The sequence below is a fragment of the Streptomyces sp. NPDC015345 genome, from assembly GCF_043078805.1.
Classification (GTDB): Bacteria; Actinomycetota; Actinomycetes; order Streptomycetales; family Streptomycetaceae; genus Streptomyces.
Window position 1 is genome coordinate 712,026 of sequence record NZ_JBIBTX010000001.1, and the last position, 18,505, is coordinate 730,530.

The window sequence follows — 18,505 nt, forward strand, 5'->3', positions numbered from 1 at the left end:
GTCGGGGACACCGCGCCGGGTATACGGCTCTGCGTGAAAGATCTCCGCACCATGCCGCAGGTCCCGGACACCCCGACGCCGCTCAAGAAGGCCCTGACCACCCCGCTCCTGTACTTCTTCATCCTCGGAGACGTGCTGGGCGCGGGCGTGTACGTTCTCGTCGGCCAGGTCGCCGCCGACTCCGGCGGCGCCGTATGGGTGCCGCTGGTCGTGGCGTTGTGCCTGGCCCTCCTAACGGCCGCCTCGTACGCCGAACTGGTGACGGCGTACCCGCGCGCGGGTGGCGCTTCGCACTACGCGACCCTGGCGTACGGGCCCTTCGCCGGGTTCCTCGCCGGGTTCTGCATGCTCGCCGCAGGCATCGTCTCGGTCGCGGCGCTGGCCCGCGGGTTCGCCGGCGACTACTTGACCGAGTTCGTCACGCTTCCTGTGGTGCTGGTCGTCATCGTCTTCCTGGCAGCCCTGGCGCTGCTGAACGCGCGGGGCATCCGGGAGTCGACGCGGGCCAACGTCGTCGCCACCGTCATCGAGGTGAGCGGGCTGCTGCTGGTGATCGGGCTCGGCTTCTGGATCGTGCTGCGGGGCGACGGTGACCTGGGCAGGCTGACGCAGCTGGGCACGGACAGCCACGGGCCCGCCGCCGCGGTGCTGAGCGGGGCGGTGCTGGCGTACTACTCGTTCGTCGGGTTCGAGACGTCGGTCAACGTGGCCGAGGAGACCCGCAACCCGCGGCGCTCCTACCCGCGGGCGCTCTTCGGTGCCCTGATCACGGCGGGTGCGGTGTACGCGCTGGTCGGGGCCGCCGCGGCGGCGGCCGTACCGACCGACAGGCTGGTCTCGTCCAGCGGTCCGCTGCTCGAGGTCGTGCGGGAGGCGGGCGGTGTGCCGACGGAGCTGTTCGGCGCCGTCGCGCTGGTGGCGGTCGCCAACGGCGCGCTGCTCACCGGCATCATGTCGTCGCGCCTCGCCTACGGCATGGCACGGGACGGCCTGCTGCCGGGTTTCCTGACGAGGGTGCTGCCGGGCAGGCGTACGCCGTGGGCCGCGATCGCCGCGACGACGGCTCTGTCCCTGCTCCTTGCGCTGACCGGCGACGTGGCCACACTCGCCTCGACGCTGGTCCTGCTTTTGCTGGTGGTCTTCTTCCTGGTCAACACCGCGGCCCTGGTACTGCGCCACCGCGACACGACCGCACGGCCGGACCATTTCCGGGCCCCGACGGTGGTACCGATCCTCGGCGCGGCGTCCTGCGTGGCCCTGGCGACGCAGATCGAGCGGGAGGTATGGCTGCGGGGTTTGATCGTGCTGGCGGTCGGAGCGGTGTGCGGCACGGTGGCAGCGACGCGGCTGCGCCGCAGGGCGTGACGTTCCGGGCAGGCGCGGCCCCGTGGGTGGCGGCAATGTGACCACGCAGCCCACAGCCGAAGCTGCCCGTCCCCGCGCCGAGCGTCACCCACCCGCGGCGCGAGCCGTCCACCTGCGCAGCCGGGCCCAGCACGCCTTGGCTGCGGCGCACCCCCATCCGCGAGGACGGGACCGACCCTCCGGAACGGCCCCCGACACCCCCAGCCTCCGAACGGCACGGCACGGCGCGGCACGGCGCGGCACGGTGCGGCACGGTGCGACAACGCCACGGAACGCCGCGCCGCACCCATGGCCCCGTCAGCCGAACGTCAGCCGAATCCGCCCGTCCCCCGCATCGGCCACAGCCACCCCCGTCAGGTCCTCCACATGCACGGTCGGGCCGAGCGCGGCGGCCCGGGGGCCGACGCCGACCACCCTCATGCCCGCCGCCCGCCCCGCGCGGATCCCCGCCTCCGAGTCCTCGAAGACCACGCAGTCGGCCGGGTCGAACCCGAGCGCCGCCGCCCCCTTGAGGAACCCCTCGGGGTCCGGCTTGCTCGCGCCGACGCTCTCCGCGGTCACCCGTACGTCCGGCAGCGCCAGCCCCGCCGCGGCCATCCGTCCGGTGGACAGCGGCACATCGGCGGAGGTCACGAGCGCGTGCGGCAGACGGAGCCGGGCCAGCGCATCCATGAACGCGGGCGCGCCCGGCACCGGGACCACGCCCTCCATGTCGGCGGTCTCCGCGGCGAGCATCTCGCGGTTCTCGGCGTGGTTCTCCTCCATGGGCCGCCCGGGGAGCAGCACCGCCATGGACGCGTACCCCTGGCGCCCGTGGACGACCTTGATGACCTCGTCGAAGTCGAGCCCATGCCGGTCGGCCCAGCGCCGCCAGCAGCGCTCGACGACGGCGTCCGAGTTGACGAGGGTGCCGTCCATGTCGAGGAGGACGGCCCGGGCGGTCAGTACAGGGCCGGCATGCGTGGCCGTCATCGACGTCATCGACGTACTCCAGAGCCAGGGGAGCCCGCGGCCGCCATGGGGTTCCGCGGAGGGAAGATCAAGGCGGCTCCGCCCGCCGGTCAGGGAGTACGGGCGGAGCCACTTTGTTCCTGCACGGTACAAAACGAGGGCGCCAAAAGCCAACGCCGCAGGTCAGGCAGGCCAAGGCCCGCAAAAATGGGCAACGTCACGCAATCGCCTCGTACAGGCTCCAGACGCCGAGCCCGAGCATCAGCAGCGCCGCGATCCTCGTGATGAGCACCAGCGGCACCCGCTTCATCAGCGCCTTGCCGCCGACGATGCCGATCCCGGCCACCGCCCACAGCGCGAGCACGGCGCCGAGACCGACGGAGAGCGGGTCGTCGTAGCGGGCGGCCATGTTCGCGGTCATGATCTGCGTCAGATCGCCGAACTCCGCGACCAGGATGAGCATGAAGCCCGCCCCCGAGACCTTCCAGAAGCTCTGGTCCTCGGGCTGCTTGACGTCCTCCTCCTCGCCGGCGCCCTTCAGGAGCAGCATCGCGGCACCACCGAGGAAGAGGACGCCCGTCAGCGCGTGGACCAGCTGCTGCGGCAGCAGGGTCAGGACACTGCCCGCCGCGACGGCGAGCACCACGTGGACGGTGAAGGCGGCGGCGACACCGGCGAAGACGTACGAGGCGCGGTAGCGCGTGCCGAGGACGAGTCCGGCCAGCGCCGTCTTGTCCGGCAGCTCGGCAAGGAAGACGACGCCGAAGACGAGCGCCATCACGCTGAAGCTGATCAAGGGTTCCTCAATCGGTCGGGGCCGCCCCGCCGAGAGTGTTCCACCGCTTCGCGTACGACACCTCGGCACGGCAGCACACAGGAACGCACGCGGACGCGCACGTCGGGCACTGCTTGCCGAAGGTCTCGCTGGCCTGCCCCAAGGGCCTGCCTCCGGGCGCCGGCTCAGACGAGCTGAGCAGTATGTCGACGGTCCGGCGAAGAGCTACTCCCCTTCTGCGCCATCCATCGTACGGGACGGCGCACGGTGCGCGGCCAGGGACTTTCGGCCCGCGCCGGAGCGAGACGGAGTGACCTGGATCACTCAAACGCAACTCCCGCCCCACCCAATGCACATGACGGCACGCCAGAACTATTGAACTCTGCACCTGATTGACGCGACCCTGTCATCACACGCACATCCACCGGCAACCCCGCCTCGCAAGCATGACCGCCCCACCGGTCAACTTCCCCCCACGACAAGGGAGTTCGCATGTCCGCTGTCTACGCGCGTCGACACCGCCCGGCCGCCATCGGCGCCACCACCCTGCTGGCCTGCGCGGCCGTCCTCACCACCGGCACCCCCGCCCAGGCCGCTCCCCCGACCCCGGTCAGCGCCGCCACCGCCCGCGCCTACCTCGGTGAACTCACCGTCAAGGCCGAGGGCTCCTCCGACGGCTACAGCCGTGACAAGTTCCCGCACTGGAGCACGCAGTCCGGCGCCTGCAACACCCGCGAGGTCGTCCTCAAGCGCGACGGCACCAACGTCCAGCAGGACTCCAGCTGCGCCGCCGTCTCCGGGACCTGGAAGTCCCCGTACGACGGCGGCACCTGGACCGCCGCGTCCGACGTCGACATCGACCACGTCGTCCCGCTCTCCGAGGCCTGGAAGTCCGGCGCCAACAGCTGGACCACCGCGCAGCGCCAGGGCTTCGCCAACGACCTGGCGCAGCCCCAGCTGATCGCCGTCACCGACAACGTCAACCAGGCCAAGGGCGACCAGGACCCGGCGGAATGGCTGCCGCCCACCGCCTCCTACCACTGCTTCTACGCCCGCATGTGGGTGGACGTGAAGCACCACTACAAGCTCACCGTGAACTCCGAGGAGAAGAGCGCCCTGACCACCCTCCTCAACCGCTGCTGACACCGGCACCGGACCCGGGCCGGACCCGGTCGGGCCCCCGCACCGCCGGGAAAGCCGGAACCACCCCGCCCGCCTCCGTCGTTCCGTACCGTACGGGGCGACGGAGGAGGGTGATCATCTGTGGCACGACTGCGCCTTGGTCCACTGCTGAGGTACGTCGACGGCTCCGCGGCGACCGTCTGGGTCGAGACCGACCGGCCCTGCACCGCCGAGGTGCGGTGCGCGGACGGCGCGGGCGGCTCGGCGCACACCTTCCAGATCGCCGGCCACCACTACGCCCTGATCCCGGTCACCGGCCTGACGCCGGGCACTGAGACGGCGTACGAGGTGCGGCTCGGCGGGGCGGACGGCATGGGCGCGGTGTGGCCGACGCCCGATGCCCGCTTCCCCGCCAGCACCATCCGCACGCCCGCCGGGGACGGCGCCGACGCCCTGCGCGTCACCTTCGGCTCCTGCCGCTGGGCCGCGCCGCCCTCCGGTGAGCACGACCCCGTGGGCCCGGACGCCCTGGACACCCTCGCCGCCCGCATCGCCGCGGACCCGGCCGCGGAGCGCCCGGACGTCCTGCTGCTCCTCGGCGACCAGGTGTACGCGGACCAGACCTCCAAGGCGACCCGCCGCTGGCTCGCCGCGCGCCGGGACCTCGCCGATGCCCCGGGCGCCCAGGTCGCCGACTACGAGGAGTACACGCACCTCTATTACGAGTCCTGGCTCGACCCCGAGGTCCGCTGGCTGCTGTCCACCGTGCCCAGCTGCATGATCTTCGACGACCACGACGTGATCGATGACTGGAACACCAGCGCGGCCTGGCTCGCCGAGATGCGGGCCACGCCCTGGTGGCGCGAGCGCGTCCTGAGCGGCCTGATGTCGTACTGGGTCTACCAGCACCTGGGCAATCTGCGCCCCGAGGAGCTGGCGAGCGACGCCGTCCACGCCGCCGTGTGCGCCACGCCCGACGGCACGGACGCGCTGCGCGCCTTCGCCGCGGCGGCCGACGCGAACCCCACCTCGGCGCGCTGGAGCTACCGGCGGGACTTCGGGCGCGTACGCCTGTTGATGGTCGACACCCGCGCGGCCCGCGTCCTGACGGAGGGGGAGCGCGCCATGCTCGATCCCGAGGAGGCGCGCTGGCTGCGCGAACAGGCGCTCGACGGCGCGGGCGGCGTCGACCACCTCCTCGTCGGCACGTCGCTCCCGTGGCTGCTCCCGCACCTCATCCATGACGCCGAGGGGTGGAACGCCGCGCTGTGCCGTGGCGAGCGGGGCGCCCGCTGGGCCCGCTTCGGCGAGAACCTGCGCAGACGTTCGGACCTGGAGCACTGGTCGGCCTTTCCGCCGTCCTTCGAGGCGCTCACCTCGCTGCTCGCGGAGGCGGGCTCCGGCGGCGAGGCCCCGGCGACGGTGTGCGTGCTCTCGGGCGACGTCCACCACGCCTATGTCGCCGAGCCGAGCTGGCCGCCGGATTCCGGTCCCGACGCCCGTGTCCTCCAGCTGACCTGCTCCCCCGTCCACAACTCCATCCCGACGTCGATCAAGCTCGGTTTCCGCTTCGGCTGGAGCCGGGTGGGCCGCGCGCTCGGCCGCCGCTTCGCCCGCCACGGCGGCGTGACGCAGGCGGGCATCGACTGGCGCCGCACGGGCGGCCCCTGGTTCGGAAACCAACTGATGACCCTGACGCTGCACGGCCGCTCGGCCCGCCTCCGCCTGGACCAGGCCCGAACGGCTCGCGGCGGCGCCGTCCGCCTGGAGACGACGGAGGAACGCGACCTGACGTGATGCGGCGCGGGGCAGCGTGCGGGCGAGGCACCCGGCATGAGCGCTCGTCACGATGGGCCGACCCCCCGCGCCCCTCCCGCCCCACGTGACACACCCCACACCCCCATCCGGATCCTCCACCGAGGGTTCGGCATCAGGGCTTCCGGCGGCATGATGATGCGGACCGTCCGCTTCCAGCGTTCGTAAGCGTTCTCTATGCCCCGGGAGTCACGCCTTTGTCCGCTTCTCTGCCCGCGCCGCGTCCCCCCGCGCCGGATGCGACCGCCCTCGCCCTGGTCGGCGCGGGCCCCCGCGGCACCAGCGTGCTCGAACGGCTCTGCGCGTCGGCGGCCGAACTCCTCGCCCCCGGCACGCGGCTGACGGTCCATGTCATCGACCCCGAGCCGCCCGGCCCCGGCCGCGTCTGGCGGACGGCGCAGCCCGCCGAGCTGCTGATGAACACGGTCGCCTCACAGGTGACCCTCTTCACGGACGAGAGCGTCGACTGCTCGGGGCCGATACGACCGGGTCCGAGCCTGTACGAATGGGCGGCCGCGGGACGCGTGCCGGGGCTCGGGCCCGATGACTATCCGACCCGCGCCTGCTACGGCCGCTACCTGGAGTGGGTCTTCACCGAGGTGGTGCGGGCCGCCCCCGACTCCGTACGCGTCCTGGTCCACGCGGCGCGCGCCGTGCGGCTCGACGAGACGGCGGACGAGCTACAGACCCTCGTACTCGACGACGGCCGCGAACTGACCGGACTCTCCGCCGTCGTCCTGGCGCAAGGACATCTTCCGACCCGCCCCGACCGCGACGAGGAGCGCCTGGCCGGCCATGCCGCGCTGCACGGCCTGCGGCACTTCCCGCCCGCCAACCCGGCCGACCTGGACCTGTCCGCCGTCGCCCCCGGCGAGCCGGTGCTGCTGCGCGGCCTCGGCCTCAACTTCTTCGACCACATGGCGCTGTTGAGCACGGGCCGCGGCGGCCGGTACGTACGGGAGCCGGACGGCACCCTGCGCTACGAGCCCTCCGGCCACGAGCCGCGGCTGTACGCGGGATCGCGGCGCGGCGTCCCCTACCAGGCGCGCGGGGACAACGCGAAGGGCCCCTATGGGCGGCACCGGCCCGCCGTCCTCACCGACGACGTCATCGCCCGCTTCCGCAAGCGTGCGGAGAGCGGCGACGCCCCGGACTTCCTGGACGACATATGGCCCCTGGTCGCCAAGGAGGTGGAGACGGTCTATTACGCGGCGCTGCTCGCCGCGCGCGGTGACACGCGGGAGAGCGTCGAGGCCTTCCGGGAACGGTTTCTCGCCATCGCGCACCAGAGCTCCCAGGAGTCCCTGCTGCTCGACGAGTCGGGCGTCCCGGCCATCGACCGCTGGTCGTGGGACCGGCTCTCCCGCCCGCATCCGGTCCTCCCCTTCGCCTCCCCCCACGAGCACCGCGCCTGGCTCCTCGCCCACCTGCGCGATGACGCCGCGCAGGCCGCGCTCGGCAATGTCGCGGGCCCGCTGAAGGCCGCGCTCGACGTGCTGCGCGACCTGCGCAACGAACTGCGCCGCGTCGTCGACCACCGCGGCCTGTCCGGCGCCTCGCGCCGCGCGCACCTCGACCGCTGGTACACGCCGCTCAACGCGTTCCTCTCGATCGGCCCGCCGCGCCGCCGCGTCGAGGAGATGACCGCGTTGATCGAGGCGGGCGTCCTCGACGTGCTCGGACCGCGGCTGAGCGTGCGGCCGGACGGCGCGGCGTTCCTCGCCCACTCCCCGGACGTACCGGGCTCCGATGTGCGGGTCACCACACTGATCGAGGCCCGGCTGCCCGAGCCGGACGTGCGCCGCACGGCGGACGACCTGCTCGCGGCGCTCCTCGGAGCCGGCCGCTGCCGCCCCCACGTCGTCGACGGCCACGAGACGGGAGGTCTGGACGTGACCCCGCGGCCGTACCGCCTGATAGATCGTCAAGGCCGGGCGCACGCACGGCGGTTCGCGTTCGGCGTGCCCACGGAAGGGGTGCACTGGGTGACGGCCGCCGGCGCCCGGCCCGGCGTCGACTCGGTCACCCTGTCGGACGCGGACGCCATCGCGCGGGCCGCGCTGCGCACCGCCTCCGGGCGCGCGGGAGCACCGCCGGAAGGGGAAGCGGAATCCCCGAGTGACCGAATGTTGAACTTGCAAGCACTAATTAGGTTCCCCTAATCTTGGGCCTCCGCTCGGTTCCGTCCCCAACCGAAGGAGTCCCACCATGACTGGACGTCTCAACAGCGCCCAGCCCTACGCCATAGGCCTGTTCCGCATAGTGGTCGGGCTGCTCTTCGCCTGCCACGGCGCGGCCTCCCTCTTCGGTGTCCTCGGCGGCGCAGGCGGCGACGGCAGCACCATCGACGCCGGCACCTGGCCCGGCTGGTACGCGGCCGTCATCCAGCTCGTCGGCGGCAGCCTCGTCCTGCTCGGCCTCGGCACCCGCGCCGCCGCGTTCATCGCGTCCGGCTCGATGGCCTACGCCTACTTCAAGGTCCACCAGCCCGAGGCGCTGTGGCCGATGGAGAACGGCGGCGAGGCCTCGGCGATGTTCTGCTGGGCGATGCTGCTCCTCGTCTTCACCGGGTCCGGCGCGTTCGGCCTCGACCGGCTCTTCGCCGCGCGTGGCGCGAGCGAGGACGACAAGGCCTCGGAGCGCGCCCCGGTCGCCGCCTGACCGCTGCTGCACCTGACACATGGCGGCGCCCTCTTCCTCGTACGTACGAGGAAGAGGGCGCCGCCATGTGAAGCCGCACCCCCGGCCCTTGGGGCGGCAGCCGGGTGAACGTGACGTAGGGAACATACGAGCCCCCAGCGGATCTACGACGTCACACGCGGCGTACGCTGTACAGCTGTCATCAGGCCGCCCCTGCCGCTCCCCGCGACACAGCGGCAACGCGCTGCCGATCGGGGAGTCACGGGGGAGTCGTCGTGCTGGAAAGTGTGGGGGCGCTGACCGGCAGCCCATGGATCTACGCGGTCGTGGCCCTGTCCGTGCTGTTCGACGTCTTCGTCCCGGTCCTGCCGAGCGGCGTCCTCGTCATCATGTCGGCCACCGCGGCGGCCGCCGCGGGCACGGGCGGCGTCCCGCACAACGTCCCCGACATCCTGCTTCTCACCCTCAGCGCGGCCACCGCCTCGGTCCTCGGCGACATGGCCGCCTTCCGCCTCGCCTGGCGCGGCGGCGAACGCCTCGACCGCGCCATCGCCCGCTCCCGCAGGCTGACCACCGCGCAGGAACGGCTCGGCGCGGCGCTCTCCCGGGGCGGCGGCGCCCTCGTGGTCATCGCGCGCTTCGCCCCGGCGGGCCGTTCGATCGTCTCGCTCGGCGCGGGCGCGGCCCACCGAAAGCTGCGGGAGTTCCTGCCGTGGTCCGTGCTCGCGGGCCTGGCCTGGGCCGGCTACAGCGTGGCGCTCGGCTACCTCGGCGGCCAGTGGCTCGGCGCGACCTGGCTCGCCACGGGCGTCTCCCTGCTCGCGCTCTTCGCGGCGGGTTCGTTGGCGGCGTTCCTGGTGCGCCGCCCCAGGCCGACGGCCTGACCTCGTTACCGGCCCTGCGTTCCACGAGGCGTTACGGCGTGACCTCACGGGGCGGCGTCACGACGCGCGTGCCCCGCGCACTTCCAGTCCGGCGAGCAACTCCGCGGTCGCCTCGGCCACGGCGTCGACGGCCCGGTCGAAGACCTCGCGGTTGTGGGCTGCCGGGGCGCGGAAACCGGACACCTTGCGCACGTACTGAAGCGCGGCGGCCCGGATCTCCTCCTCGGTGGCGTCGTCGGGGATGGCGGGCGGACGGAGCGTCTTGATGCTTCGGCACATGCCTCCAGCTTGCCACCACGGGACCGGCGCGGGGCGGGGCACGGGCGGCGGATGTCACGGGTCCGAGGGACGCCCTGAGGCCCTGAGGCCCTGAGGCCAAGTGAAGCAGCCCCCCGCCTCCATCCTCACGTGTCGCTCGCCCCCGTAATTCGAACAGGAGTACCATTACGCTCGTGCCTCCTTCCGCTTCCCCCGACTTCCCGAGCGACCTCCTCGCCGCCCAGGAGGAACTGCACCAGGTCCGCTCCGAACTGCTGGCCCTGCTCAAGCGCCTCCCCTGGTCCGTCGAGCCCCTCGACGGCTTCAGCGACACCGGCGGCTGGCGCAGCGTGGAGCGCCCCGCCTCCCCGGGCTGGACCCCGGACGAACAGGCCGAGGTCGAGAAACTCCGCGCGCGGGAACGGGAGTTGGCGGTCTTCGTGACCTGCCACCGGTACTGGGAACAGCTCTCAGGCCCGGACGTGGTCGCCGCGAGGGCCCAGCTCAAGCACGCCCACGAGCCCTCCGAGGACTCCGGCCCCGCAAGCCGTTGACAGCGGGTGGGGGCGGGCGTTGACTCGCCCCCACCAGCCCCGTAGCCGCCCTCGCGAGCCACGGAGGTGCGGCCATGAACGCACTGATCGTCGTCGCGATCCTGGCCCTCGTCGGCCGCGGCTTCGACCAACCCCTGCTCTGGCCGGCCAAGACGTACTCAGGCCGCTGAGCGGGCCCCGCTGCGGCTAGCGGAGATAGTCCGTGCGCCCCTCGTCATCGAGGTCCAGGGGCCCGTCGGGAAGGACGCAGAACTCATTGCCCTCCGGATCGGCCATCACCAGGAAGCCCCCGTCCTCATACCCCTCCAGCCTTCGCCCGCCGAGCGCCTCGATCCGCTTCTGCTCGGCGGCCGGGTCGGCACAGGAGACGTCGAAGTGCATGCGGTTCTTGCCGGGAGCCGGTTCACCGGCCCGCTGGAACCCGATCCCCAGACCGTTCTCGCGCCGCAGCCAGACATAGGGCCCGGTGCGGCCCACGACCGGCCTGCCGAGCACTTCGGCCCAGAACGCGGCCAGCCGCTCAGGATCGGCGGCGTCGATGATGAGGGCGTTGATCTGCGTACGTGAGTCCGCCATGCCGTGAGTATCCCAAGGCGCGGCACGGCACGACAGGGCGCCAAGCTCGACGGGCAGCCGGTGACGCTGGACGCGGTGAAGTTCGAGGAGTCCTGCTGAGACGGACACAGCGGAGCCCCGTACCGATCAAGGTACGGGGCTCCGTCGTGGTTCGGACCCGGTGGGCGCGGACGGTTTCGAACCGCCGACATCCTCCTTGTAAGGGAGGCGCTCTACCCCTGAGCTACGCGCCCGGGACGAGTGGACAGCCTACCTTGCCGCGGGCGGTGCCTCGCAAACCCCTGCCGTGCCCGACCGGCGCCCACGGCCAGGGCGCAAAGTCACTGTGCGTACGGCGAACTAACCGACCCGTGTGTTCGTCATTAACCGGTGGGAGAATGTGACACCGGGCAGGGCGGATGACAGCACGGGAGAGGGATAGTGACGGCGACACCTTGGCAGCCGTACACACCGGGCGGAGCGGGGGCCGACACCACGGCGTCAGCATCCGCGGAACCGCCGCGGGCCCGGGCCGGCAGGCCCCGCGGGAGCGCGGGTCCTCGCCGTCGCGGCGGAGCCCTGCGTGACGTCCTCGCCCTCGTCACCCTCACCCTCCTGCCTCTCCCGCTGCTCGCCGCCACCGCGCCCGCCGCGTTCGCGGGCGGCGGCACGCGCCGGTGGTTCGGGGGCCGGGGCGAGAGCCTGCGCGCCGAGGCGCAGGCCGCGAAAGACGCCGCTGCCGCCGCCTTCTACGAACTGGACACCGCCCAGCGCGACCTGCGCATCTCCATCGAGACGATCACCGCCGTCGACGCCACGCCCGCGGCTCGGCGCGCCGTCTCCGACTTCGAGGCGATAGGGCGCCGCATCGACGAGGTCAGTCACCAGTACATCAGCGCGGTGGACGCCCACGACCTGGACCGGGACGACCTCGACTCGGCGGTCGCGGCCCGCGCCCAGACCGAGCTGACGCGGGCCAAGGACGAGCTGGCCAGGACCAAGGGCGAGCTTGAGCGCTTCCAGCAGGGCCTCGGACCGCTGCTGGACAAGGCGGAGACCCAGCTCGCCCGGCTCGCCCCGGCGGTCGAGCGCGCCCGCCAGACCCTGCTCGCCGCCACCAACGCCCTCGACGCGGTACGGGCGGCGGGTCTGAAGGCCGACGATCTCGCCGCCCGCCTCGCCGCCCTCGGCCCGGAGCTGACCAAGCTCAACCAAGGCGCGGGCCGGCACGGCGTACCGGAGACGCTCCAGCGCGCCGACCGCGTGCTGCGCGACGCCGAGGCCGTGCGCGCCGAGGCCGAGCGGCTGCCCGAGCGCGCCGCCGAGATCGACCGGCGGCTCGTGTCGCTGCGCACCCGCGCCGAGGCCCTGACCACCCGCAGCGGCCAGGTCGAACCGGTCCTCAGCGAGCTGCGCCGCCGGTTCACGCTCGCCTGCTGGCAGGACCTCCAGCGGGTGCCCGACCAGGCCGGGGAGACCGTGCGCCAGGCGGAGGCCAGGCTCAAGGAGGCCCAGCGGGCCCGCGAGGAGCAGCGTTGGCCGGACGCCACCGCGCTGCTCTCGACGGTCCGCGCGCTGCTGAACTCCACGGACGAGGCGGTCTCGGCCGCCGGCGACCGCCTCCAGCGGCTCAACGCCGTGGCGAAGGACCCCCAGCGGGAGATCGACCGCACGCGCTTCGCGATCCGGGACGCTCAGCGCCTCGCGATGGCGGGCCGCCAGACCCCCGAGCCGCGCCACGCCCGCCCGCTGGACGACTCGGTGGCTCGCCTGGACCGCGCGGTGGCCTCCCTGGAGGGCCGCCACCCCGACTACTGGCACTTCCTGACCGAGACGGAGGCGGTCCGCTCCACGGTGGCACGCGTCGTCGCGCAGATCCGGGAGGAGCGGGGACAGGGGGCCTGAGGCCGACCAACACCGGGCCTGAGACCGGCCGAGGCCGGAGCGTGAGACCGGCCAACGCCGGGGGCCTCAGACCGGCCAACGCCAGAGCCTCAGACCGGCCAACGCCAGGGGCCTGAGACCGGCCAACGCCAGAGCCTCAGACCGGCCAACGCCAGGGGCCTGAGACCGGCCGACGCCAGAGCCTCAGACCGGCCAACGCCAGGGGCCTGAGACCGGCCGACGCCAGAGCCTCAGACCGGCCAACGCCAGGGGCCTGAGACCGGCCAACGCCAGGGCAGAGCCGGTCAACCCCGGGGACGGAGCCGGTCGACGCCAAAGGCCGACGCCCGCCCCGCCGAAGACCCCCACCACCCATCCCCGTCCACCCCCGTCCGCCCCACCGAACCCCCTGTGCAAGCCTGGGGAAATGCCCGCCCCATCGCCAGGCCCCTCCCCCGCCCCCTCTCCCACCCCGCCGGATCTCACCGCCGCCCTGCGGACGGAACGGCTCCTCGCCATCGTGCGCGGCAGCGACCCGGACGCCTCCTTCCGTACGGTCATGACGCTCGTCGAATCCGGCATCCCCCTCGTCGAGGTCTCCCTCAGCGGCGCCGACGCGCTGGACGTACTGCGCCGGGCGCGCGCCGCGCTCGGCCCGGACGCCTGGCTGGGCGCAGGCACGGTGCTCACCGCCGAGGACGCCCGGAGGGCCGCCGACGCGGGCGCCGATCTCATCGTGACGCCCGGCCTCGGCGCGGGCGTGGACGAGGCCCTGCGGCTCGGCCTCCCCGTGCTCGGCGGCGTCCTCACGCCCACGGACGTGATCGCGGCCGAGGCCGTGGGCGTGACCGCGCTGAAGATCTTCCCCGCCTCCGCGGTCGGCGGCCCCGCCTATCTCAAGGCACTGCGCGGCCCCTTCCCCCGTACACCGTTCGTGCCGGTCGGCGGCGTGGACGCGGCGGCCGCCGAGACGTACCTGGCGCACGGCGCGGTCGCCGTCGGCGTCGGCTCGCCGCTGACCGGGGACGCGGCCGACGGCGGCGACCTGGCCGCGCTGCGGACGCGGGCCGCGCGGTTCCTGGAGGTCACCGGGGCGGTACGCCGATGAGCACGGCGCCCTGCGAGGTCCTCACCCTCGGCGAGACGATGGTGGCCCTGCGCGGCGGCGGCCCCCTCAAGCTGGGCGGCTCGCTGGAGGTCTCCGTGGCGGGCGCCGAGAGCAACGTGGCGATCGGCCTGGCACGGCTCGGCCACACCGTCCGCTGGGCGGGCGCGGTCGGCGACGACGAGGCGGGCGAGCTGGTCCTGCGCACGCTGCGCGCGGAGGGCGTCGACCTCGGCGCGGCCACGCGGGACGCGCAGGCGCCGACGGGCCTGGGTCCTCTTCGAACCGCGGCTGCCGGAGGTGACGCGGGTGCACTACTACCGTGCGGACTCGGCGGGGTCACGGCTCACCCCTGAGGCGGTGGAGCCGGCCTTCGCCCCGCCCCCGCGGGTCCTGCATCTGACCGGCATCACCCCGGCGCTCGGCCCCTCGGCGGCCCGCGCCTGCCGGCACGCCCTGCGCCTCGCCCGCGACCACGGCACCGAGGTCTGCCTGGACGTCAACCACCGCTCCCGGCTGTGGAGCCGGGCCGAGGCGTCCGCCGAACTGCGCACATGGCTTCCGTACGTCGACGTCCTCATCGCCTCCGACGACGAACTGCCGCTCTGCCTGCCGCAGGGCACGCCCGCCGACGCGTCGGCGCCGCGGCGCCTCTTGGACCTCGGGGTCCGCGAGGTCGTGGTCAAACTGGGCGCGGCCGGCGCGCGGGCCCACACCGCGCAGGGCGAGGTCCACCGTCCCGCGCGGGAGGTGCGGGCGGTGGACGCGGTGGGCGCGGGCGACGCGTTCGTCGCCGGGTACCTGTCGGCGCTGCTGGACGGCGCGGACGTGACGGCACGCCTGGACCGGGCGGTCACCACGGGCGCGTTCGCGGTGGCGTCCCGGGGCGACTGGGAGGGCGCCCCCACGCGGTCGGAACTGCGCCTGCTGGGGGCACCCCACGGCACGGTCGTGCGCTGAGCCCCACCAGGGCCGCCCCGCCAGAGGGCAACCCGAAGCCCCGGTCTCAGCCGCAACAACCCCCGCCACAGCAGCCCCCGCCACCCGCGCCCCCACGAGACGCGGAAGCGGGACCAGAAGCAGCGGCGGAACTGGACGCCGAGCCGCCCACGGCCACCGTGGACAACAACTTCACCGTGTCCTCATGTCCCTCCGGGCACACCGCGGGATCGGCGGACTCCGCCATGGGACGGCTCAGTTCAAACGTGTCGCCGCAGGACCGGCAGCGGTATTCGTATCGAGGCATGGGCCCAGGCTAGCGGGGCTCCCCCGCCGCGCGGGACGTGCCGAGGAACGCCCGCAGGATCTCCTCCCCCGCCGCGATCCCGCGCTGCGGCAGCACCGTGAGGCCGGGGGCCACGAAGCCCGTGTCGGCCAGTTCGCCGTGGCCGGGACGCCAGGCGCGGTCCGCCGCGAGCAGCAGGTCGGTGTCGAGCAGCGAGTCACCGGCGGTGAGGATCTCCTCCGCGTCCACCCGCCGCGCGACCTCCCGCAGCGCCGCGCTCTTGGTGAGCGGCTTCGGCACCGCGTAGATCTTGCGGCCCTGGAGCGAGACCGTCCAGCCGCGTTCCTCGGCCCACGCGGCGAGCTCCTTGACCCAGCCGTCGGGCAGCAGCGCGCGCTCCACGACCAGATACGCGAAGAGGTCCTCGGCGACGCGTTCCTTGAGCAGCCAGGCCGGGTCGGCGGTGCGCAGCAGGTGTGCGCGTACCTCGTCGAGGGAGGCCGACTCGTCGGCGAGGCGACGCACCACCCGGGCCTGCCAGTCGGTGTCGGAGACACCGTCGACGAGCACGTGCCCGCCGTTGGCACAGATCGCGAACCGTGGCGGCGGGCCCGGCAGATGGATCCGCCCGTACTGCTCGCGCGTGCGTGTCGTGGTCGGTACGAAGACCGTGGCGCGGGCCAGCTCGTCGAGGAGCCCGGCGGCGGTCTCGGTGACGTACGACAGCGGCAGGCCCTGGTACACCTCGACGCAGAGCAGGCGCGGCGCCTCGGCGTCCGGCATGGTCAGGCCGAGGGCGGCGGCGGAGTAGATGAGCGTGCGGTCGAGATCGCTGGCGACGAGTTTGGTCACTGGGAGGCCTCCGCCCGGTCGTCGGCGCCGCCCGCGGCGACGGCCTTGCCGTCCGCCCCCGTCGCGCCCCGCGTGTATTTGGGGTGGATCAGTCCGACGCAGCTGTAGGGGAGTTCGCCGACCTCCTCGACGGGTACGCCCCGCTGTTCGGCGAGCAGGCGTATGTGGTCGAGGTCCGCTCCCGCGCCCGCGCGGGCCAGGATCTTCCAGGGGACGCGGCGCAGCAGTACGCGGGTCGTCTCGCCGACGCCCGGCTTGACGAGGTTCACGTCGTGGATGCCGTACTCCTCGCTGATCCGCTCGACGGCCGTCCAGCCCTCCCAGGTCGGCGTCCTGTCGGCGGAGAGGGCCTCCTTGACCTGGGCCTCCACGGCGTCGGTGACGTCGTCGAAGCGGCCCACGACGGCGTCGACGAAGTCACCGGAGACGTCGGCGTCGGCCAGCTCGCGGTAGAACTTCGCGCCGTGGAAATCGTCCGGGCCGACGAGGTCGGCGCGCAGGACGGTGCGGGAGATCAGCCCGGACACCGTGGAGTTGAGGCAGGCGGAGGGGATGAGGAAGTCCTCGCGGGTGCCGTAGGTGCGCACGCACGAGCCGGGGTCGGCGAGCACGGCGATCTCGGAGCTGAAGCCCACAGCGCCGCCACCGGCCTCGAACTCCCGTATCGCCTCGGCCAGTTCTCGGGTGATCGCGCCCTTGCCCGTCCAGCCGTCGACGAAGACGACGTCGGCGGGGTCGTGGTGGGCGGCCAGCCAGCGCAGCGCGTTGGCGTCGATGCCGCGGCCGCGCACGATCGACACGGCGTAGTGCGGCAGGTCGAGGCCGTGCCGGTGCGCGGCCCAGCGACGCATCAGGACGCCGACGGGGGTGCCGGCGCGGGCCAGCGAGACCAGGACGACCGGACGCGGTGACCTCTCGGCGAGGACGATCTCGGTGACCGTGCCGACGGCCTGGGCGATGCGGTCGGCGGAGGTGTCGAGCGCGGCGTGGAACAGCGCCTGGTAGCGCTCGCTCGGCTGGTACTCGACCGGCAGCGACTCGGCGTAGTGCGCGCCACCGCTCTGTATCGCCTCCTCGCGCTCCTCCGTGGGCGCTTCGAGCGTCACGGCGGAGAGGTCCTGGAGCAGCCAGCCGACGTCTTCGGGCGCGTACGAGGAGAAGGCGGGGCCGCGGAGGGGCTCGGGCAGCATGGGGGACCTTTCGGGGGCGTTCACGGCCCGCGCCGGAGCGCCGGAAGGAACGCGCGGGGGAACGTACGAGGGGACGACGGCCAGCAGCACGTGCCCGGCGTGCGCGGAGAGCTGCGCCAACAGGCCGTCGGGCGCGTGCAGTCGGGGCGTGTCCGCGACCGAGTCCACGACCGCGACGACCGCGTCGAAGCCACCGCCCGCGATGTTGTACGCGAACCGGGGCCCCGCCCCGTCGGCGGGCTCGTCGTGCGCGGGGAAGACGAGGCGGGTGCGGATGGCGTAGCCGGGGTCGTCCACGGCGAGCACGGGTGAGCGGGTCGTGGTGGAGAACCGCACGTCGGCGCCGCCCATCCGCCGCTCCAGCTCCACGCCGAGCGCCAGCGGCGCGTACATCAGCTCCTCGAAGCCGAGGACGAGCACGCGGCCGCGGCGCGCGCCCTCTGGCAGGGCCTTCGCGATCCGCTCGGCCATGCCGGGCAGCGCGTCCCGGAGCCGGGCGCGGTGCGCGGGCGTGAAGCCGTGCCGCCCGCCGTCGGGCAGCCCGGCGGGCCAGCCGAGTTCGACGCGGGTGACCGCGCCGCGCTCCCGGCGGGGCGGCTCGGCGGGGGCCGTGTCGTGCTCGGCGACCAGCGCCTGCCCCCTCTCCAGGACACCGTCGGGCAGCCGCACCGTCCCGGACGCCAGCGCGACCAGGTCGACGCGGGCACCGATCTCGCGGGCGAAGGCGGCCAGGCGGCCCTGGTCGTCGGGCGAGCGCATGTCGACCAGCGCGACTATCACGTACCGCTCGCGCGGGAAGCGCTCGTGCAGGGCCCGGATGGTGTTCAGGACGGTGTTGCCGGTGGAGAACTCGTCGTCGACGAGGACCAGGGGCCCGTCCCCCGCGAGGAGCCGCGGGTCCTCGGGCAGCAGCAGGTGCGAGGTGGCGTGGGAGTGGGACTCCTCGAAGCCGCCGGCGCGCTCGACGCCCTCGACGGGGCGCCGGGTGGAGTGCAGGTAGGGCGCGAGGCCGAGGCCGTCGGCGACAGAGTGGCCGAGGCCGGTCGCGGTCTCCGCGTAACCGAGGACGACGGCGCGGCGGGCCTCGTCGTCGCCGAGCAGCTCCCGCACCCGGACGCCGAGGCCGTGCCCGGCCCCGTGGACGACCGAGGGGTGCTGGGGCACGTGCTTGCCGAGGACGTTCGACACCAGGAGGTGGGCCCGCTTGGGGTTGCGGCGCAGCGCCAGCCCGAGCAGGCCGGGCAGCGTCTCGTCGCCGTCGAGCCCGACCCCGAGCCGCTCGGCGACCCAGCTCCCGGACCACACCGCGTCTTGTGGCACGTACGTCATG

Annotated in this window: 16 protein-coding genes, 1 tRNA gene and 1 pseudogene; 10 read left to right on the forward strand and 8 right to left on the reverse strand. The window is 73.6% G+C overall.

Features of this window, described 5'->3' with window-relative positions; genetic code table 11:
- Positions 1-51: 51 nt before the first annotated feature.
- Entirely contained in the window at positions 52-1,365 is a 1,314-nt protein-coding gene (locus ACF062_RS03250; protein ID WP_392136491.1) for an APC family permease, read from the forward strand.
- 297 nt (positions 1,366-1,662) lie between these two features.
- On the opposite strand, the gene ACF062_RS03255 is transcribed toward ACF062_RS03250, so the two are convergent.
- Both ACF062_RS03255 and ACF062_RS03260 read right to left on the reverse strand, forming a co-directional pair.
- Positions 1,663-2,337: an HAD family hydrolase gene (locus ACF062_RS03255; RefSeq protein WP_392136494.1), complete on the reverse strand. Its 675-nt coding sequence runs from the start codon at positions 2,335-2,337 to the stop codon at positions 1,663-1,665.
- A 196-nt stretch (positions 2,338-2,533) separates the two neighbouring features.
- Positions 2,534-3,112, reverse strand: a complete 579-nt coding sequence (locus tag ACF062_RS03260) for a TMEM165/GDT1 family protein (protein WP_223774384.1) — start codon at positions 3,110-3,112, stop codon at positions 2,534-2,536.
- 471 nt (positions 3,113-3,583) lie between these two features.
- Here ACF062_RS03260 and ACF062_RS03265 point away from each other — a divergent pair, with 471 nt between their 5' ends.
- The 5 genes from ACF062_RS03265 (at position 3,584) to ACF062_RS03285 (ending at position 9,552) form a co-directional block, all read left to right on the forward strand.
- Positions 3,584-4,234 (forward strand): HNH endonuclease family protein, encoded by a 651-nt coding sequence (locus tag ACF062_RS03265; RefSeq protein ID WP_392135003.1) that lies wholly within the window; start codon positions 3,584-3,586, stop codon positions 4,232-4,234.
- A gap of 120 nt (positions 4,235-4,354) precedes the next feature.
- Positions 4,355-6,010 carry an alkaline phosphatase D family protein gene (locus ACF062_RS03270; protein WP_392135006.1) on the forward strand — a complete coding sequence of 552 codons (1,656 nt, stop codon included), beginning with the start codon at positions 4,355-4,357 and terminating at the stop codon, positions 6,008-6,010.
- 215 nt (positions 6,011-6,225) lie between these two features.
- Positions 6,226-8,190 (forward strand): FAD/NAD(P)-binding protein, encoded by a 1,965-nt coding sequence (locus ACF062_RS03275; protein ID WP_392135009.1) that lies wholly within the window; start codon positions 6,226-6,228, stop codon positions 8,188-8,190.
- Positions 8,191-8,236: 46 nt separating this feature from the next.
- Entirely contained in the window at positions 8,237-8,689 is a 453-nt protein-coding gene (locus ACF062_RS03280; RefSeq protein WP_392135012.1) for a DoxX family protein, read from the forward strand.
- Between the two features lie 254 nt (positions 8,690-8,943).
- Entirely contained in the window at positions 8,944-9,552 is a 609-nt protein-coding gene (locus tag ACF062_RS03285) for a DedA family protein (RefSeq protein WP_223774389.1), read from the forward strand.
- A gap of 57 nt (positions 9,553-9,609) precedes the next feature.
- Here ACF062_RS03285 and ACF062_RS03290 read toward each other — a convergent pair whose 3' ends face one another.
- Positions 9,610-9,831, reverse strand: coding sequence for a DUF2277 domain-containing protein (locus tag ACF062_RS03290; protein ID WP_127908514.1), 222 nt, complete (start codon positions 9,829-9,831; stop codon positions 9,610-9,612).
- Positions 9,832-10,004: 173 nt separating this feature from the next.
- Between ACF062_RS03290 and ACF062_RS03295 the strand changes: the two genes are divergently transcribed.
- Entirely contained in the window at positions 10,005-10,364 is a 360-nt protein-coding gene (locus ACF062_RS03295) for a hypothetical protein (protein ID WP_392135016.1), read from the forward strand.
- Positions 10,365-10,550: 186 nt separating this feature from the next.
- On the opposite strand, the gene ACF062_RS03300 is transcribed toward ACF062_RS03295, so the two are convergent.
- Positions 10,551-10,940 carry a VOC family protein gene (locus ACF062_RS03300; RefSeq protein ID WP_392135019.1) on the reverse strand — a complete coding sequence of 130 codons (390 nt, stop codon included), beginning with the start codon at positions 10,938-10,940 and terminating at the stop codon, positions 10,551-10,553.
- Between the two features lie 161 nt (positions 10,941-11,101).
- A tRNA-Val gene (locus tag ACF062_RS03305) sits at positions 11,102-11,173 on the reverse strand.
- Positions 11,174-11,360: 187 nt separating this feature from the next.
- On the opposite strand from ACF062_RS03305, the gene ACF062_RS03310 reads away from it, so the two are divergent.
- The 3 genes and pseudogenes from ACF062_RS03310 (at position 11,361) to ACF062_RS03320 (ending at position 14,868) form a co-directional block, all read left to right on the forward strand.
- A complete protein-coding gene (locus ACF062_RS03310) occupies positions 11,361-12,824 on the forward strand; it encodes a hypothetical protein (RefSeq protein WP_392135022.1) in 1,464 nt (487 codons plus the stop codon).
- 406 nt (positions 12,825-13,230) lie between these two features.
- Positions 13,231-13,911 carry a bifunctional 4-hydroxy-2-oxoglutarate aldolase/2-dehydro-3-deoxy-phosphogluconate aldolase gene (locus tag ACF062_RS03315; protein ID WP_392135024.1) on the forward strand — a complete coding sequence of 227 codons (681 nt, stop codon included), beginning with the start codon at positions 13,231-13,233 and terminating at the stop codon, positions 13,909-13,911.
- Positions 13,908-14,868 (forward strand): annotated as a pseudogene (locus tag ACF062_RS03320) (sugar kinase). The gene ACF062_RS03315 and the pseudogene ACF062_RS03320 overlap by 4 nt, the downstream one beginning before the upstream one ends.
- Before the next feature lie 46 nt (positions 14,869-14,914).
- Here the strand turns inward: ACF062_RS03320 and ACF062_RS03325 are convergent.
- From ACF062_RS03325 to ACF062_RS03335, 3 genes are read right to left on the reverse strand one after another with little or no spacing between them, the layout of a single operon-like run.
- Entirely contained in the window at positions 14,915-15,154 is a 240-nt protein-coding gene (locus tag ACF062_RS03325; RefSeq protein ID WP_392135027.1) for a zinc ribbon domain-containing protein, read from the reverse strand.
- Positions 15,155-15,163: 9 nt separating this feature from the next.
- Entirely contained in the window at positions 15,164-15,985 is an 822-nt protein-coding gene (locus ACF062_RS03330) for an HAD family hydrolase (protein ID WP_392135030.1), read from the reverse strand.
- Positions 15,982-18,504, reverse strand: a complete 2,523-nt coding sequence (locus tag ACF062_RS03335) for a phosphoribosyltransferase (protein WP_392135033.1) — start codon at positions 18,502-18,504, stop codon at positions 15,982-15,984. Before ACF062_RS03335 ends, ACF062_RS03330 begins: the two co-directional genes overlap by 4 nt.
- Position 18,505: the final 1 nt, after the last annotated feature.

Excerpts from the sequence above, each read along its gene's own strand:
- ACF062_RS03250 (WP_392136491.1), top strand. The coding sequence starts at position 52 with ATGCCGCAGGTCCCGGACACCCCGACGCCGCTCAAGAAGGCCCTGACC.
- ACF062_RS03255 (WP_392136494.1), bottom strand. The coding sequence starts at position 2,337 with ATGACGGCCACGCATGCCGGCCCTGTACTGACCGCCCGGGCCGTCCTC.
- ACF062_RS03265 (WP_392135003.1), top strand. The coding sequence starts at position 3,584 with ATGTCCGCTGTCTACGCGCGTCGACACCGCCCGGCCGCCATCGGCGCC.
- ACF062_RS03280 (WP_392135012.1), top strand. The coding sequence starts at position 8,237 with ATGACTGGACGTCTCAACAGCGCCCAGCCCTACGCCATAGGCCTGTTC.
- ACF062_RS03290 (WP_127908514.1), bottom strand. The coding sequence starts at position 9,831 with ATGTGCCGAAGCATCAAGACGCTCCGTCCGCCCGCCATCCCCGACGAC.
- ACF062_RS03300 (WP_392135019.1), bottom strand. The coding sequence starts at position 10,940 with ATGGCGGACTCACGTACGCAGATCAACGCCCTCATCATCGACGCCGCC.
- ACF062_RS03315 (WP_392135024.1), top strand. The coding sequence starts at position 13,231 with ATGCCCGCCCCATCGCCAGGCCCCTCCCCCGCCCCCTCTCCCACCCCG.
- ACF062_RS03325 (WP_392135027.1), bottom strand. The coding sequence starts at position 15,154 with ATGCCTCGATACGAATACCGCTGCCGGTCCTGCGGCGACACGTTTGAA.
- ACF062_RS03335 (WP_392135033.1), bottom strand. The coding sequence starts at position 18,504 with ATGACGTACGTGCCACAAGACGCGGTGTGGTCCGGGAGCTGGGTCGCC.